General features: G+C 69.5%; 17 protein-coding genes. 6 read left to right on the top strand and 11 right to left on the bottom strand.

From position 1 onward, the window contains the following. Positions 1–417: 417 nt before the first annotated feature. Positions 418–900: a hypothetical protein gene (locus IU449_RS24325; protein ID WP_324188416.1), complete on the bottom strand. Its 483-nt coding sequence runs from the start codon at positions 898–900 to the stop codon at positions 418–420. 428 nt (positions 901–1,328) lie between these two features. Here IU449_RS24325 and IU449_RS24320 point away from each other — a divergent pair, with 428 nt between their 5' ends. Further along, positions 1,329–1,991 carry a TetR/AcrR family transcriptional regulator gene (locus IU449_RS24320; RefSeq protein WP_195004477.1) on the top strand — a complete coding sequence of 221 codons (663 nt, stop codon included), beginning with the start codon at positions 1,329–1,331 and terminating at the stop codon, positions 1,989–1,991. 18 nt (positions 1,992–2,009) lie between these two features. Here IU449_RS24320 and IU449_RS24315 read toward each other — a convergent pair whose 3' ends face one another. The 5 genes from IU449_RS24315 to IU449_RS24295 all read right to left on the bottom strand — a co-directional run bounded on the left by IU449_RS24315 (position 2,010) and on the right by IU449_RS24295 (position 6,790). Then, positions 2,010–2,825, bottom strand: a complete 816-nt coding sequence (locus IU449_RS24315) for a DUF72 domain-containing protein (protein ID WP_228805650.1) — start codon at positions 2,823–2,825, stop codon at positions 2,010–2,012. Between the two features lie 34 nt (positions 2,826–2,859). Further along, positions 2,860–4,236, bottom strand: a complete 1,377-nt coding sequence (locus IU449_RS24310; protein ID WP_195004475.1) for a hypothetical protein — start codon at positions 4,234–4,236, stop codon at positions 2,860–2,862. Positions 4,237–4,345: 109 nt separating this feature from the next. Continuing rightward, positions 4,346–4,939 carry an Rv3235 family protein gene (locus IU449_RS24305; protein ID WP_195004474.1) on the bottom strand — a complete coding sequence of 198 codons (594 nt, stop codon included), beginning with the start codon at positions 4,937–4,939 and terminating at the stop codon, positions 4,346–4,348. Positions 4,940–5,198: 259 nt separating this feature from the next. Then, on the bottom strand, positions 5,199–5,423 hold the full coding sequence (locus tag IU449_RS24300) for a ferredoxin (protein WP_195004473.1): 225 nt from the start codon (positions 5,421–5,423) through the stop codon (positions 5,199–5,201). Then, positions 5,420–6,790 (bottom strand): cytochrome P450, encoded by a 1,371-nt coding sequence (locus tag IU449_RS24295; RefSeq protein ID WP_195004624.1) that lies wholly within the window; start codon positions 6,788–6,790, stop codon positions 5,420–5,422. The genes IU449_RS24300 and IU449_RS24295 overlap by 4 nt, the downstream gene beginning before the upstream one ends. Before the next feature lie 217 nt (positions 6,791–7,007). On the opposite strand from IU449_RS24295, the gene IU449_RS24290 reads away from it, so the two are divergent. Both IU449_RS24290 and IU449_RS24285 read left to right on the top strand, forming a co-directional pair. Continuing rightward, positions 7,008–7,655, top strand: coding sequence for a TetR/AcrR family transcriptional regulator (locus IU449_RS24290; RefSeq protein WP_195004472.1), 648 nt, complete (start codon positions 7,008–7,010; stop codon positions 7,653–7,655). 247 nt (positions 7,656–7,902) lie between these two features. After that, on the top strand, positions 7,903–8,307 hold the full coding sequence (locus IU449_RS24285) for a hypothetical protein (protein WP_195004471.1): 405 nt from the start codon (positions 7,903–7,905) through the stop codon (positions 8,305–8,307). A gap of 22 nt (positions 8,308–8,329) precedes the next feature. On the opposite strand, the gene IU449_RS24280 is transcribed toward IU449_RS24285, so the two are convergent. The 3 genes from IU449_RS24280 to IU449_RS24270 form a co-directional block, all read right to left on the bottom strand. After that, entirely contained in the window at positions 8,330–9,637 is a 1,308-nt protein-coding gene (locus IU449_RS24280) for a diguanylate cyclase domain-containing protein (protein ID WP_195004470.1), read from the bottom strand. Positions 9,638–9,669: 32 nt separating this feature from the next. Further along, positions 9,670–10,479 carry an SAM-dependent methyltransferase gene (locus IU449_RS24275; RefSeq protein ID WP_195004469.1) on the bottom strand — a complete coding sequence of 270 codons (810 nt, stop codon included), beginning with the start codon at positions 10,477–10,479 and terminating at the stop codon, positions 9,670–9,672. 253 nt (positions 10,480–10,732) lie between these two features. Next, entirely contained in the window at positions 10,733–11,125 is a 393-nt protein-coding gene (locus tag IU449_RS24270; protein WP_195004468.1) for a hypothetical protein, read from the bottom strand. Positions 11,126–11,128: 3 nt separating this feature from the next. On the opposite strand from IU449_RS24270, the gene IU449_RS24265 reads away from it, so the two are divergent. After that, positions 11,129–12,028 (top strand): cation diffusion facilitator family transporter, encoded by a 900-nt coding sequence (locus IU449_RS24265; protein WP_195004467.1) that lies wholly within the window; start codon positions 11,129–11,131, stop codon positions 12,026–12,028. Positions 12,029–12,258: 230 nt separating this feature from the next. On the opposite strand, the gene IU449_RS24260 is transcribed toward IU449_RS24265, so the two are convergent. Then, a complete protein-coding gene (locus IU449_RS24260) occupies positions 12,259–12,618 on the bottom strand; it encodes a cupin domain-containing protein (RefSeq protein WP_195004466.1) in 360 nt (119 codons plus the stop codon). Further along, positions 12,615–13,409 carry a class I SAM-dependent methyltransferase gene (locus IU449_RS24255; RefSeq protein ID WP_195004465.1) on the bottom strand — a complete coding sequence of 265 codons (795 nt, stop codon included), beginning with the start codon at positions 13,407–13,409 and terminating at the stop codon, positions 12,615–12,617. Before IU449_RS24255 ends, IU449_RS24260 begins: the two co-directional genes overlap by 4 nt. Before the next feature lie 116 nt (positions 13,410–13,525). Between IU449_RS24255 and IU449_RS24250 the strand changes: the two genes are divergently transcribed. Together IU449_RS24250 and IU449_RS24245 are read left to right on the top strand one after the other, a co-directional pair. After that, the gene (locus tag IU449_RS24250; protein WP_195004464.1) at positions 13,526–14,191 is read left to right on the top strand and encodes a helix-turn-helix domain-containing protein; all 666 of its coding nucleotides are present in this window, start codon (positions 13,526–13,528) and stop codon (positions 14,189–14,191) included. A gap of 172 nt (positions 14,192–14,363) precedes the next feature. Then, positions 14,364–14,543, top strand: coding sequence for a hypothetical protein (locus IU449_RS24245; protein WP_195004463.1), 180 nt, complete (start codon positions 14,364–14,366; stop codon positions 14,541–14,543). Positions 14,544–14,601: the final 58 nt, after the last annotated feature.

The raw sequence follows: 14,601 nt of genomic DNA, 5'->3' as shown, positions 1-14,601 counted from the left end.
CCGAGCCCGCGGTTGTCGCGCGGACGCCCGAGGCGGGTCACCCGCCTGTGCTCGCCCGGCCTGCGCTGCCGCCGTCACCGTTCCTCCTCGCGGCGGGTTCACCGCCGTCCGCTCTGTCGCTCCATCCGAATCGCCCAGTGCCCGAGAACGCGCTGTAGCCCGGTACCCGACCGCCGCCGGGGCGGCGAGCGTCCCCGGTGGGGACCCGCTTCCGATACATAAATGTATCGGATACAAGAATGTATCAGAATCGGTCCCGAAGGAGGAGAGTCCAGAGGGCATCGCCACACCGATTCCACCGGCGGGCGCGCATCCGCTGCGTACGGCATCGAGCATGACCGAATCCACCAGCCGACGGCGGCATCGAGCCGAGCCGAGCCGAGCCGACGGAGGGGCCGGGCCGGCCGTTCCCGGGACCTACCGGTCCGGCGGGCCGATCCGGGTGATGAGCACTCCGTCGGCGCGTTCGACCACCGTGACGAACTGGCGATAGGTCTTGACCGCGCCGTCGGGGCGGACTTCGGTCAGCACCACATCGAACCGGCCGTCGGGCAACGGGGAGATGAGCACGCAGTGCCGGGTGTCCGGCGGCACCGAGGCGATGCCCGCGTCGATGACCTCGGCGGTCGAGACGACCGCGTCGCGGGTGGTGATCGCGCGGGCCTGCGCGCCGGAGCGGGTCACGTAGTAGGCGTACTGGAAGGCGAGCACGGCGTCGGGGCCGCTGGCCGCGGAGCCGGTGCCGTTGCCGCGCACCAACTGCGGGGTGCGCAGCGGTTCACAGCCGGGTCCGCCGCCGAGCACCGGATCGGCCACGGTCGCGGACTGTCGCGGGCCGGGTGCGGTGGACACATAGGCGAGCACCACCGCCACCGCCGACAGCGAAACACCCAGCGCCACAGCGGTCACCAGCCATGGGCGGCGCCGTCGCGGCGGCCGTCCGCGCCGCCGTCGCTTCCCGAGACTGCCGTGTCCGGGCGAGCCCCCGCGAGCACGTCCGGCCCGCGGCTCCCCCTGGGTGATCATGCCCGGCCAGACCGGGCGCCGGGCACCCGGCGACGCACGTCGTGACCCCACCGCGTAGGACGCCATGAACGACGCACCTTCCCCTGTCAATACCGTTGCGCAGTAACAACATTGCACATCGGGCCCGAAAATGACGGGTGAACGGCCCGATCCGGCCCGTTCGGGGCGGCCGCCGTGCGGCGGGAAAGGCGATGGCGCGCATAATCGGAACCCGCGCGCGGCGGCGCAACGCTCACGAGCACGGTTGCCACCGGTGGCGTTCCCCGCGCCGTATCGCACGGACCTCCGACAGAAAGGCTTTCATGCGCCCCTCGACAACTCGATGCGAGTCGTTGCACGACAGCGAACTCGCCGATCGTCGCGCGGCGGTCCGCACGGACTCCCCCTCGTCACCGCGCGGCAGACTGATCGCCGCACTTGTCGAATGTGTCGACGAGAAGGGCTATCCCGCGACGACGCTCGGCGACATCGTGGCCGCCGCACGGGTCTCGCGCAGTACCTTCTACGAGCACTTCACCAACAAGGAGCACTGTTTCGTCGAGTCGGTGCACACCGGCATCGCCGTGCTCGCCCAGCGCGTCCGCGTGGCGCTGGCCCGGCTGCCCCACGGCGCCGATCCCCGGGTCCGGATCGCCTGCGTCATCACCACCTTCTGCGACGCGGTCGCCGAGGAGCCGCGTTTCGCCCGCATGGTGCTCGTCGAATCGGCCCGCGTCGAGCGAGCCGCGACAGCGGTGCGGGTGCTGGCGATGGACCCGATCACCGAGATGTACCGGCATTTCCACGCCAGGGCCAGAGCCGCCGATCCGTTGGTGCCGCCGGTCTCCTCCGAACTGATCGCGCTGATCCCGGACGCGATCAGCGAGCGCACCCGCCGCGTCATGCTGACCGAGGGCGCCCAGGCCGTGCCCGCCTCGGCGCCGCTGTTCATCGCGTTCACCACAGCGGTGCTCGGGTTGGACTAGCCGGACAGGGAACGGGCGTCAGAACAGGGTCATCGGCTCGTGCGCGCTCGGATCGGGCAGCGGGTCGAGTTCGGGGACCAGCGCGCGTACCTCGTCGTGGAAGCGCCGTGCCAATCGCAGCGACGAGGCGTTGTCGGGAGTGTGCACGAACACCGTCGGGGTGCGGCCGGCGCGCAGCCACTCCGCGACGACGGGCAGCCACGGCTGCCAGCCCGCCACGGTCGTCTCCTCGTCGTCACGGCCGTGGTAACGCACCATCGGGTCGGCGGTCAGCGCGCGGGTGCGCCGCGGCAGCCGCGGCTTCTTCGATCGGGCCTCCAGTTCGGCGGGACTGGAGGCAGGGGCCGAGAACAGGACCGAGGTGTCGAAGGTGGTCCACTCCGCGCCCGCCCGGTCGAGCACCCTTTCCAGCGCGGCGGCGGCCCGCTGGTCGTCGTAGAACGCCCGGTGGCGGACCTCCACGGTGCGACGGGCCCGCGCGGGCAGGGTCGGCAGGAATCGGGCCAGTGCGCCGAGATCGCCGGGCCCGAACGAGCCGGGTAGCTGCACCCACAGGGTGTGCAGGCGCTCGCCGAGCGGGGCCATCGCGTCCAGGAAGGCACTCAGTTCGGCATCGGCGTCGAAGAGCCTGTGCTCGTGGGTGATCGACTTGGGTAGCTTGGCGGCGAACCGGAACTCCGGATCGGTCTGTTCGGCCCAGGAACGCACCGTGGCGGGCGAGGGTGTGGCGTAGAACGTGGTGTTGCCCTCGACCGCGTTGCAGTGCCCGGCGTACCAGCGCAACCGCTCCGAGGGCGGCAACTGCCGATCCTGCCAGGACGGATGGGTCCACATCGCACATCCCACGTGAAGGCGCATACCCGCGACATTAACGCTGCTCGAGGATGCGCCGGTCCTTCCCTTCCTCGACGACTGCTGCTGCGTCGACGCGATCGGCGGTCGTCGGCGGCGCAGGGCGGATTCGGCGCAACACCAGCAGGGCGAGCGCGCACCCGATCGCGATGATCATGGCGACGATGCCGGTCAACGCGAACAGCAGTACCTCGGAGGTGGCGTCCTCTCCCGGCGCCTGCCAACTGCGGGGCAGGGCGAAGCCGATACCGAAGATCCGGGCACGCACGGCGACCGTCGGTCCGGGCAGACAGAGCACGACCAGTCCGAGCATCAGCGCAGCGGCACCGTTGCGAGGCAATGTGGAGGCCAGGCTGTAACCGACCAGCAGGGTCAGCACCAGACATCCGCTCACCGTCGCGGGGGCGCCGGGACCGTTCGCGTCCACCGTCAGCAACGCGAACAGGGCCAACCCGATCGAACCGAAGATCGCGGCCAGCGGCATCGGCCGGTGGACGCCGAGCACGAGGCCCGCCACCCCGGCGGCGAGCAGCAGGGGCACCATCCAACTGGTCAGCGGCACCAGAAAGACCGCCCCACCCGCGGCGGCCACCGCGACCATGGCAAGCACCATCTCGCCTTCGCGGCGCGGCAGCAGCAGGGCGGTGCACAAGGCAGCGACCACGGTGATCAGGGCGACGGGCAGCGCGTCGAAGGGGGCGGAGCCGTCCCGGATCAGCCATGAGGAACCGATGACCCTGCTCGCGGTGAGCACCAGCATGGCGAGTATCGGCCGCAACGGCAGTTCGACCGAGACGTCCGAATCCTCGGGTCGCGGTCTTCCGCGCCGAATCGCACACCACACGGTCAGCGCGGCGGTCGGTGCTATGAGAGCCACCGGGATGGATTCGGTCAGGAACCAGCCGAGTGGAGAGTCGCCCGCGACACCGGAGAACTCCGCGCCCGAGACGCTGAGATCGCTGAGCATGATGGCGACCATGCCGCCGAGGGCGGCCACCAGCATGAGCGATCTGCGGTGCTGGACGGCGGCGAGGACGCCGCCGAGCATCACGCCGCCGGCCATGCAATCCACGTAGTTCAGCGTGGTGAGCGGCGCGAAGCCGGAGAAGCCCAGCCACAGCACATGATTGGCTAACAGAATGAGGCTGCCGCCGAACGTGATCAACCAGGCGATCCGGGTGGAACCGGTCGTCGTCGCGAAGCCCACCGTGATGATCGCCGCCAGGCCACCCACAGCAGTCGCCCTGGGCAGGCTCTGCATCAGCAGCTCCATCTCCAGCGACGCCGCGCCCTCGGCCCAGGCCAGCGAGATCGGCGTGGACAGCGCCAGGCAACCCATCACGGCGGACAACCACACCGTGATCGACTCGATCACTCCCGGACTTCGCCGCACCTACTCCAAAGTAGTGGCGACGGGACCGGCCCGCGGTCGTTTGGGGAGGTGTGTCCGCAGTTCGCGCGCGGTTCAGGTCACACACGTCACTCGCGGCGACGGCACTCACTCAGCGCACGCGCAACGCCGTCAGCCGCCAGCCGGAGGCGCGCCTGCGCACGGCTCGGGCGGCCAGCGCGAACCGCCTGTCGCCCCGGTGGTAGCCCGCACACAACTCCGCGGTGTCGGCGGCGACCAGCCGCACATCGACTCGGGCCAGCACGGCCGTGCCGAGCGCGCGTTCGGGCGCCGGGCCCGTGCTCACCAGGGTGCGCACGGCGGCCAGCACCAGCGGATCGGCGATCCCGGCCAATTGCTCCACCTGTCTGCGCCGGTCCAGCACCTCGAGCACCGCCCGCAGCGAACGGTCGGCAAATCGATGGACGTCGGTGGTCACCTCGGCGCGTTCGGCGGCGTGCGAGGCGCGTACGGCCAGCCGGACGCCCGCGCCCGCCGAGCGCCCGCCTGCCCGGCCCAGCCGCCGGAAGGCGCCGGGATCACCGCCGCGCGCATGCCCACCGGCGTCGGCGCGGCCGCCACACCCGTCGGCGTCGCGACTGTCTCCGACCTGTCCACCACCGCCGACCTGTCCACCACCGCCGATATGCACATCGATGTCGGCGTTCGCATCGGCGCCGGCGTGGCCGCCGCTCTCGACGTTCACCCGGTCATCATCACGTGTACGGCCGTCCCCGGGTACCCGGCCCTCGCCGTGCATACGGCGGTCTCCCCGCCCACCGCCCACGACGTGCGCGCCGCGGCCGCGGTGCCGTGTGACCGGCAGTTCACCTCGCAGCGGCGGCTCACTGCTCGGCGCCTGCGACAACAACCCGTTCTCCTCGGACATCCCCTGATCCCCTTCTCGCGTCCGGATTCCGGAGATGATCATGAAACCGGGGCGGGCGGGCGACCCGAGTAGCCGACTACTCGAATTCCGCCGAGGGTGATCGGTCCTGGCCGCGGTCCAGGCTCAGCGCCTGTACCGGGCAGCTGTCGACCGCGAGTTCGACGATGTCGCGATCGGCCTCGGTGACGGTGTCGCGCAGGAGGGTGACGATGCCGTCGTCGCCGACGCGGAACAGCTCCGGCGCCAGCGCCTCGCACATGCCGTGTCCCTCGCAACGGTTCCTGTCGGCGATCAATTTCATCGGCTGATCCGTTCCAGTTCGATGGGCAGGCCGTCGGCGGGCGTCGGGCCGGTACCGGCCACCAGCAGCGGTTCGTAGCCGGGGCGCACCGACCAGCGGTAGTTCAGCAGCATCTGGTGCAGCACCGCCTTGACCGTCATCCCACCGAAGTACAGCCCGATGCACTTGTGCGCGCCGCCGCCGAAGGGCGACCAGGCGAAGCGATGCGACTTGTCCTCGCGCCGCTGCGGGGAGAACCGCTCGGGATCGAATTCGTCGGGATCGCTCCAGTATTTCGCCATGCGCATCATCATGTACGGACCGCACATGACCAGCGTGCCCTTGGGCACGTAGTGCCCGCAGATGTCGGTGTCGGCGATGGTCTCGCGGGCCTGCTGAGCGACCGGCGCGTACATCCGCAGCGCCTCCTTGAAAGCCATGTCCAGCAACGGCATCGAGTCCAGATCCTCGTAGCCGAGCGAGTCCTTGCCCAGTGCGCGGGCCTCCTCGCGCAGCCGCTCCTGCCACTGCGGATGCCTGCCCAGTTCGTAGACGAGCATGCAGGTCGCGATGGTGCTGGTGTCGTGGGCGGCCAGCATCACGAAGATCATGTGCTGGACGACTTCTTCGTCGGTGAAGGTGTGGCCCTCGTCGGTGGTCGCCTTGCTCAGCACGCTGAACAGATCGGCCCCGTCGCCCGCGCGCTTGACCTCGATCTCGCTGCGGAAGTACTCCTCGAGCTTGCGCCGCCCGCGCAGCCCGCGCGCCCACACCCCACCGGGCACATTGGCGCGCACCATCGCGGTGCCGCCGTGCACCGCGTCGTCGAAGGCGTGTGCCAGTGCCACGCTCTCCGGGCCCAGTTTCGCGCCGACGAAGACCTCGGTCGCCTGGTGCAACAGCAGTTGCTTGACCGCGGTGTGCAGGTGGAATTCCGGCGAGGGCTGCCAGGCGGCGATGCCGCGGCGCAGCAGCGGGCTGGTCAGTTCCTGATAGCCGATCAGGCGGGGCCGGGTGAAAGCCTGCTGCAGGATCCGGCGGTGGAACATGTGGTCGTCGAAGTCGCGCAGCAGCACGCCACCGTGGAAGAACGGGCCGATCAGCCATTCCCAGCCGCGTTGGGCGGAGAAGACCTTGTTGCGATCGAGCAGCACTTCCTCGAAGGCCTCGGGGCCGTTGATGGTGACCACCGCGCGCCCGAGCACGCCGAGCCAGGAGACCGGGCCGAGCTGTTCGAACCGCTCTCGGGAGAAGGTCATCGGATCGGCGAGGGTGTGCAGGGTGTAGCCGATGCCCGGTGGACCATAGTCGCCCAGTGTCGGTTTCAGGCCGCTGCCCGCCGGCGGCTCGGCGAGCGGAGTCATGTGCGGCTTGTAGCGCTTCATCATCCGCACGCCGGCACGCTGCACCCGCCAGGACAGCTTCGTGCGCAGATGCCGGGCTGTGTCGGAGACCGTGCTGGTTCTGTTGGGTTGGAGCTTGTGAGGCAGGAGCAGACTCATGGCCGAATTCCCTTCGCGACGCTGCGAGTGATCTCGACCATATCGGAAACAAGCGTTTCCGTACACGGTTGTTTCCTCATTTGCGCTGTGAAAAGCTGTGCGGATGACGCGCGCATCCTCGGGCACGTATCGCGGAGCCTCGACCGAGGAACGTCGCGAAGATCGCCGCCGCCGCCTGTTGGACGCCGCACTGGAGATCGTCGGCACCCAGAGCTTGTCGGCGCTGACCGTGCGCGGGGTCTGCGAGCAGGCGAAAGTCGGCCCGCGCTTCTTCTACGAGGCATTCCCCGACCTCGACGCGCTGGCCGTCACCTTGCTGCTGGAGCTGCAGACCTCCGCCCTCGACCGGGCCCGCGCTGCCGTCGCCGCCTGTTCCGGGCCGCCCGCCGAGCGGATCAGGGCGGGGGTGGGCGCGCTCATCGGCGAGCTCATCGACGACCCGCGGCGGGCCAATATCGTGTTCGCCCAAGCCTTCGGCAACGAGGCGCTCATGCGGTCACGCTTCGCCAGCATGCGCACGGTGGCCGCGACCATCATCGAGCAGACCCGGGTCATCCTGGACATCCCCGAGGGGCATGACACCGCCGTGGCGGCCACATCGCAGCTGATCACCGGTGGCGCCGCGGAACTGGTGCTGGTGTGGCTCGACGGCGGCCTCGACGTCGACCGGCAGGGTTTGATCGATCTGGTCGGTGATTTCACGATCGCGATGATCGAACGCCTGCCCTCGGTGGCCGAACGCCTGAGCTGAGCGATTCCGGCGAGTCGCATTCCGGCGAGTCGAGATACGGCGGGGAAGATTCCATCGCAATAGGTAGCCATCGGCTATACACTCATTTGCAGGTCGGTTCTCCTTTCAATTCATCGAAAGGCGCGACCGACGTCACAACTGCGACATCCCCATCGAACGACCGCCCTGCTCATCTGATTACGTTGGGAGGCAAGATGATCCAATCGACCGGGCATCGCGTCGGCCCGCGTCCCACCGGAGGTGCGCGATGATCGAGAGTGCTTCGGCCCCCGATACCACCACCCCCGACACCACAACCCTCGAACCGGAGGGCCCCGCGCACCGGCTCCCGGGCAACAGCATGTGGACGGTGTCGGCCGTGGTGGTCGAGGCCGACGGACCGAGTCCGCGTCCCGGCGTGGTGGCCTCGGCGAATCTGGGCGACGCCGCCGAGCAATTGTGCGAATACCTGCCCAGGGCCGGTGCCGTCGACGACTGCTACCTCGTCGCCCGGCAGGTTCCGCTGATGCCGCACGGACCGCAGGGCACGGGCAGGCGCGCCTGGATCAGCCCGATCCGGCGCGACGACGAGGGCCAGACCACCTGGGGCCGGTGGATCCGCGCCGAGGAGCATCCCGACTTCCGCCGCGGCGAGGCCCTGGCCTGGAACTGAGCGGCTCGGGCGCGGGAAGGGCTCAGGTCCGTTCCGCCGCTCCGGGCCGGTATTCCTCGGCGCCGTCACGCTGCGACGCGCTGTTCTTGTCCCGGTACATCGCGGCGTCGGCGGCGCGCAGGAGTTGGTCGACCGCTTCCGGCCGTTCCCGCACGAACGCCGACCCGATGCTCGCGCCGACCCGCACCCCCTGATCCACCACCTCGATCGGCTCGATCAGCGCCTCGTGCAGCCGTCCGATGAGCGCGTCCAGCTGAGCGCATCCGACGCAGCGTTCGACGAGCACGACGAATTCGTCGCCGCCGACGCGCGCGGGTAGTTCGTCGGCGCGAACGGCATCGCGCAACCGCTCGCCGACCTCGCGCAGCACGGTGTCTCCGACGGCGTGCCCCCACCGGTCGTTGATCTCCTTGAACCCGTCCAGATCGACATAGCACAATCCGATCGGCGCCTGCGCCTCGGCGAGCCGGTCGAAGAACAGCGTCCGGTTGGGCAGGCCGGTGAGGCTGTCGTGATGGGCATCGTGCCAGAGTCGGTCGGCCAGCTGTTTGCGTTCGGTCACGTCGACGGCCACGCCGATGAGGAATCGCATCTGCCCGTACGCATCCCGTACCGCCGACATGGACAGGTCGATGAACGACACATCACCGTCCGGGCGGATATGCTCGGTCTCCAACCGGAACCGGTCGATCTCGCCGCTGACCATCCGCTGCATCTGGCCGTAGGCGAGGCCGATGTTGACCGGCCCGAGCAGTTCGGCCACCGAGCGGCCGGGCATGGATTCCTGTGGCAGACCGAGCATTTCGGCGAAGGCGGCATTCACTTCGAGAACCCGGCCCCGGACGTCGACGGTGCCGATGCCGACCGAGGCGCCCGCGAACACCGCCTCGAAGCGGGCTTCGGACAACTGGCGCCTGGCCTCGGCTTCGCGGGCGGTCGCCAGCGCCGCGCCGAGCGTGGTCTCCTGCTCGACCAGCGCGACACCGCGCAGTGCGCCGGTGAATCCCGCGCCGAATTCGGCGGCCACGGCGACCGCGCGATCGCGGCAGCGCTCGAATGCCGGATCGGTGCGCGCGCAGCATGCCTCGGCCATGTCGGTGCAGACGACGCGCACCGTGCGGCTGACGGCGAGCGGGTCACGATAGTTGGCGGCGACCAGCCGAGCGGCCACCGCGTAAGCGACGTCCGGTTCCCGATCACCACGGATCGCCGCGATCAGGGTCTCGGTCAGCTCGGTCAGCAGCGTCTCGATCTCGCGGCGGGTGAGGGCGGGGGCGACGACACCGTCCAGGGCATCGGCCCACCGCGCCGCCAGCTCGCGCGCTCCCACCGACCGTCACCCCCTCCGCTGCCGCGCCCGGGTCACACCTTGCGACCGACGCCGGCCAGGGCGAGTGAGCGTCCCGGCTCCTCGTGCCGATCGCGTTCGGATTCCGGTCGCCACATGGACGGTTCGACGACCCCTGGTTCCACCGGCACCCACCTGTCGAACATACCGACGATCCGGGCCGCGGGACGGAAGTGGATGCCGACCTTGCTGGAGTTGCCGGCGCTCGCGCCGAGCACGGCGGCGTCATCGGGCCGCAATTCCGATGTCAGGTGGGAGATCGCGACGTAGGAGCCCTCGGCCACCGAATCGTAGAGCCGGCCGACCTTGTCCACCGGTTCGTCGGCGTCGGCCAGCAGATGCAGCACGGCGATCAGCAGCACGCCCACCGGACGATCGAGGTCGATCAGACCGGATTCGCGTACCCGCGCCATCAGCTCGGCGGGCTTGCGCAGGTCCGCCTCGATCGCCCCGGCATTGTCGTTTCCGCTGAGCAACGAGCGCGACTGCGCGACGGCGACCGGATCGATATCGATGTAGAGCACCCGCACCGAGGGGTCGACCCCCTGGGCGACCTCGTGCACATTGCCGACAGTGGGGATGCCGGAGCCGATGTCGATGAACTGAGTGATCCCCGCCTCCACCAGGTAGCGCACCGAGCGCCGGAGAAACGCGCGATTGCTCAGCGCCAGGCGCGGCAGGTCGGGCACCAGCTTCTTGCCCATCTCGGCCGCCATCCGGTCGATCTCGAAATTGTGCGAGCCACCCAAGAGCGCGTCGTACATCCGCGCCGGGCTGACCTGGTGCATGTCGACGCCCTCGGGCGCCCAGGACGGCCTGTCCATCGAATCCCCTCTTGCCACGAGCGAATCACCCGAGCTTCGGACGATCCGCACCCGGGTGGTCCACACCCGGCGATGCCCACGCATGGTAGCCCCCCGCGATGATCATCGCCGCTCCACATCAGGAGCAAAATCCCAGCTAATGGCGGGTACGGGAGGACAGATGCAGACATGCGCATCAAAACACGTTAGGCTGCCCTGGGTGAGCGATCGGGCCGGTCGATCCTCGCCGCACCGGCTCTCGGTGAGCCGGTCGTCACGGGCCGGAGACCGGATCGAGGGAAAGGACGAGCGCGGCATGGGAGAGCAGTGCGGTTCCATACGGGAGCCGGCGGCGACCACGGGCCGGGACGGGCATCACGCGCCCGGCTCCGGTCACGGTCACGATCACGGTCACGATCACGGTCACGATCACGATCACGATCACGGTCACGATCACGGTCACGATCACGATCACGATCACGATCACGACGAGTATCCCGCCCACGATCATGGTCCGGATATCGCTCGCGACAGTGACGCCCACCGTGACGGCCGAGACGATCGACACCGGGACCACGACGTGGACCACGACCGACAGGGAGGGTACGTCCGTCGGCACGCGCACGACAAGGGACACGCGCACGGTAATGGACACGCGCACGATCACGGTGTGGGCGCCGACTCCGATCCGCGCCGGCTCGGGGTCGCACTGGCGCTGATCGGCGGTTTCATGACGATCGAAGTGGTCGTCGGCCTGCTCGCGCAGTCACTGGCGCTGATCACCGACGCCGCGCACATGCTCACCGATGCCGCCGCGATCGTGCTGGCACTGGTGGCCATCCGGCTCGCCCGCCGCCCGGCCGCGGGCAAGTACACCTACGGCTACAAACGCGCCGAGATCCTCTCCGCGCAGGCCAACGGCGTCACCCTGCTGTTGCTGGCGGCGTTCTTCGTCTTCGAGGGCATCCATCGGCTGATCGATCCGCCGGAGGTGGCCGGGCCACTGGTGCTGATCACCGCCGTGGCCGGCATCGTGGTCAATATCGCGGCCGCCTGGTGCATCAGCCACGCCAACCGCACGAGCCTCAATGTCGAGGGCGCCTTCCAGCACATCCTCAACGACATGTACGCCTTCATCGGCACGGCGGTGGCGGGCGCGGTGGTCTGGCTCGCGGGCTATCCGCGCGCCGACGCCATCGCGGCGCTGGTGGTCGCGGCGCTGATGATCAAGGCGGGCTGGTCCCTGGTACGCGAGTCGGGTCGCATCTTCCTGGAGGCCGCGCCCGCTCATCTCGACCCCGACGACATCGGCGCGCGGATTTGCGCGATACCGCAGGTCACCGAGGTCCACGATCTGCACGTGTGGACGATAACCTCCGGCGAGCCGTCGTTGTCGGCGCACGTCCTGGTCGAGGACGCCGCCGACTGCCATGCCGTGCGCAAACGGATCGAGACCACCCTGCTGGCCGATTTCGAACTCGCGCACACCACCCTGCAGATCGACCACGCCGCGGACTGTCCGGCCGACACCCACTGCGCCGAACCGCACGGCCCGACCCACCGGTCCTGACCGCGCCCGGCCGGGCCACCGGATCAGCACACTCCGATCGGCCGGGCCGCCGCACCGGCCGGCGAGTCGCCGACACACCGCGCGACGACTCGCCTGTGACGGTGATCTGCTGCGGTCAGCCGCGCGATCGCCGGACGGTGGGACGGAGCGCAACCGCCGCATCGTGCGAGCAACAGATCCGGTACCGGCGCACATCGAGGCGCGCCGAACGGATCCGGTGCGGCACCTCGTCAGAGGTTGCGGTGCAGCGTCACGTGGACGACGGAGTCCTCCAGCGCGGTGAGCCGATGCGGATCGCCGCCGGTGATGTACACCGTCGAACCGGGATCGAGCCGGTGCGCGCCCGGCGTCTCGCCGCCGGTGATCTCCAGATCGATACGGCCGCTGACGCAGCTGACCAGGATCGGGCCGGGGGCCTTGTGCTCGTCGAGCACCTGGCCGGTGCGGAAGCTGAAGCCCACCAGGGTCAGTCCGGGTCCGGCGAGCAGCCTGCGGGCACTGGGGCCGGGGCCGTCGCCGGGCACGAACTCGGTGGTGCCGGTGGCCGCGGGTGTCTGGGGAGCGGTCTGGGGAGCGGTCTGTTCGGTCATGCCTTCGGCTTCCTCGCGATGACGGAGATGGCGCGCAGTTCGCGCCTGTGGGCGTTGAAGGTGGAGCGCATGGCCAGCACCCGCGCGCGGGCCGGCTTGTCGCGCAGGACATTACCGACGATGCGCGCCGTGCCGAGAACGCCCTCGTCGGCGAGCACCCGACGCGGCTGCAGCAGGGCCATCGGCGCGTAGCCGACGTGCTCGATCTCGAAGCCGCCCCGCTCCAGGATGTCGCGCCATTCGGCGGCGGTGAGCGGGCGGGCGTTGACCTTGATGGAGCGGGCCAGCGCCTTGCGCAGCTCTGTCTTGGTCCCTTCGGGCAGATCGTCCGGTGTCAGCGACAGCTCGTGGATGGCGTAGCGACCGCCGGGGCGCAGCACCCGGAACGCCTCGGCGATGATGGCCGATTTGTGCGTGTCGGTCTGCATGGTCAGCATCGCCTCGCCGACGACCGCATCGGCGGACTCGGGCTCCAGACCGGTGTCGGCGGCGTCACCGCTGGTGACCACGCCCGCGGTACCGACCGCGGCGGCGCTGAGCGCGGCGGCGTCGGCATCGGCCTCCACACCCCGGTAGCTGGCCGGGTTGCGGCGCAGGATGGAGGTGGCCGTCTTGCCGAGACCGGGGGCGAGCTCCACCACGTCGGCGCCGGTCAGCTTCGCCGCGTCGAGCATGTTCTCGGTCATCTCGGCGCCGCCCGGGCGCAGCACCCGCTTGCCGAGGCGAGCCAGGAGCCAATGACCGGGCAAGTGCGCGGAATCGCGCTTGTCGAAGGGCAGGGGTGTGGTCATGATGCGCTTCCTGTCGGTTCGGCCGTCGCGGGGACGGTCCTACAATCTGTCGGGAATGTTGTCGTCCGGGAGGCCCCGGAGGGAGTCGGCGCCGGGCGTGGCGGGAGAGGAACACGATGGCCGCCGCACCACGGCAGCGGGACAAGGTCCTCGCGCTCGTACGCGACTCCCTGGAGCCGCTGGACGCGCCGGTCATCGCCCGTACCTTGGGCATTCACATCACCACGGCGCGCTTCCATCTCAACGCCCTGATCGACGCCGGGCTGGTGGAGGGCACCTGGCTGCCGTCGGAGACCGTGGGCAGGCCGCGCAAGGGCTATGTCGCCGTCGGCGCCGACCCGGCCGCCCCGGTCCTGGCCGCCCTGCTCGCCCAACTCGGGGACACTCCGGCCGAGCGACACGCGAAAGCCGTGGCGGCCGGGCGTTTGTGGGCCGACAGCCTGACCGGCATCGGCGCCGCGGAGACGGACCTGCCCGATCCGGTCACGGTGGTGACGACCACGCTCACCCGCTTAGGTTTCCAGGTGTCGCAGACCTTGTCGAGTTTCGGCGGGCACGAGATCAGCGTGTGCAACTGCCCGTTGCGGCGTATCGCGCGCGATCTGCCCGAGGTGGTCGCCGGTGTCCAGCAGGGCATGATCGAGCGTTCGCTGCAACGTCATTCGCCCACCCTGGCCTCGCAGTACGACGTCGAAGTGCGTCCGGACGCCGCCGCGGGTGATTGCGGTGTCACGTTGCGGCTGACCAGCAAGTCGCCGCGCATCGCGCCGCTCACGCACTGACGACACCCACTCCACCTTTCGCCGCTCTCGCGCCCCGGAACCTCCCCGGCGCGGGACCGAGACTATTTAAATAAGTCTTGGCCCTACGCCTTAGGCTAGGCTAGCTATCCTCCCCAGCAGTCTATTTTCGGCGAAGACGGATGTAACTTCGCTCACTCGAAAGGTGAAATAGATGAAGAAGTGGAGCACCCTCGGCACCTCCTCCATCACCAGCGAAGTACCCACCCTGGATCAGCTCGAGCAGCAGGTGTACTTCCTTACCGCCACCCCTGCGTCCGACGAGGCCACAGCCGCGAATCCGGAAGGTGGGATGAACGCGGTCGTCGTGCCGCGCACCGTCTACAACTCCTGACAATGGTCACCGCCGCCGGAGGGCTGCGCAGGCACGAAGGACGGGGCTGAGCTCGCAC

Origin of the sequence: Nocardia higoensis (assembly GCF_015477835.1) — a bacterium.
Lineage (GTDB): Bacteria > Actinomycetota > Actinomycetes > Mycobacteriales > Mycobacteriaceae > Nocardia > Nocardia higoensis_A.
The sequence above is the reverse complement of the archived record's forward strand: the minus strand, read 5'-3'. Positions and strand labels throughout refer to the sequence as shown.

Excerpts from the sequence above, each read along its gene's own strand:
- IU449_RS24260 (WP_195004466.1), bottom strand. The coding sequence starts at position 12,618 with ATGACCGAACAGACCGCTCCCCAGACCGCTCCCCAGACACCCGCGGCC.
- IU449_RS24245 (WP_195004463.1), top strand. The coding sequence starts at position 14,364 with ATGAAGAAGTGGAGCACCCTCGGCACCTCCTCCATCACCAGCGAAGTA.
- IU449_RS24290 (WP_195004472.1), top strand. The coding sequence starts at position 7,008 with ATGACGCGCGCATCCTCGGGCACGTATCGCGGAGCCTCGACCGAGGAA.
- IU449_RS24250 (WP_195004464.1), top strand. The coding sequence starts at position 13,526 with ATGGCCGCCGCACCACGGCAGCGGGACAAGGTCCTCGCGCTCGTACGC.
- IU449_RS24300 (WP_195004473.1), bottom strand. The coding sequence starts at position 5,423 with ATGAAATTGATCGCCGACAGGAACCGTTGCGAGGGACACGGCATGTGC.
- IU449_RS24275 (WP_195004469.1), bottom strand. The coding sequence starts at position 10,479 with ATGGACAGGCCGTCCTGGGCGCCCGAGGGCGTCGACATGCACCAGGTC.
- IU449_RS24295 (WP_195004624.1), bottom strand. The coding sequence starts at position 6,790 with ATGATGAAGCGCTACAAGCCGCACATGACTCCGCTCGCCGAGCCGCCG.
- IU449_RS24255 (WP_195004465.1), bottom strand. The coding sequence starts at position 13,409 with ATGACCACACCCCTGCCCTTCGACAAGCGCGATTCCGCGCACTTGCCC.
- IU449_RS24320 (WP_195004477.1), top strand. The coding sequence starts at position 1,329 with ATGCGCCCCTCGACAACTCGATGCGAGTCGTTGCACGACAGCGAACTC.
- IU449_RS24315 (WP_228805650.1), bottom strand. The coding sequence starts at position 2,825 with ATGTGGACCCATCCGTCCTGGCAGGATCGGCAGTTGCCGCCCTCGGAG.
- IU449_RS24285 (WP_195004471.1), top strand. The coding sequence starts at position 7,903 with ATGATCGAGAGTGCTTCGGCCCCCGATACCACCACCCCCGACACCACA.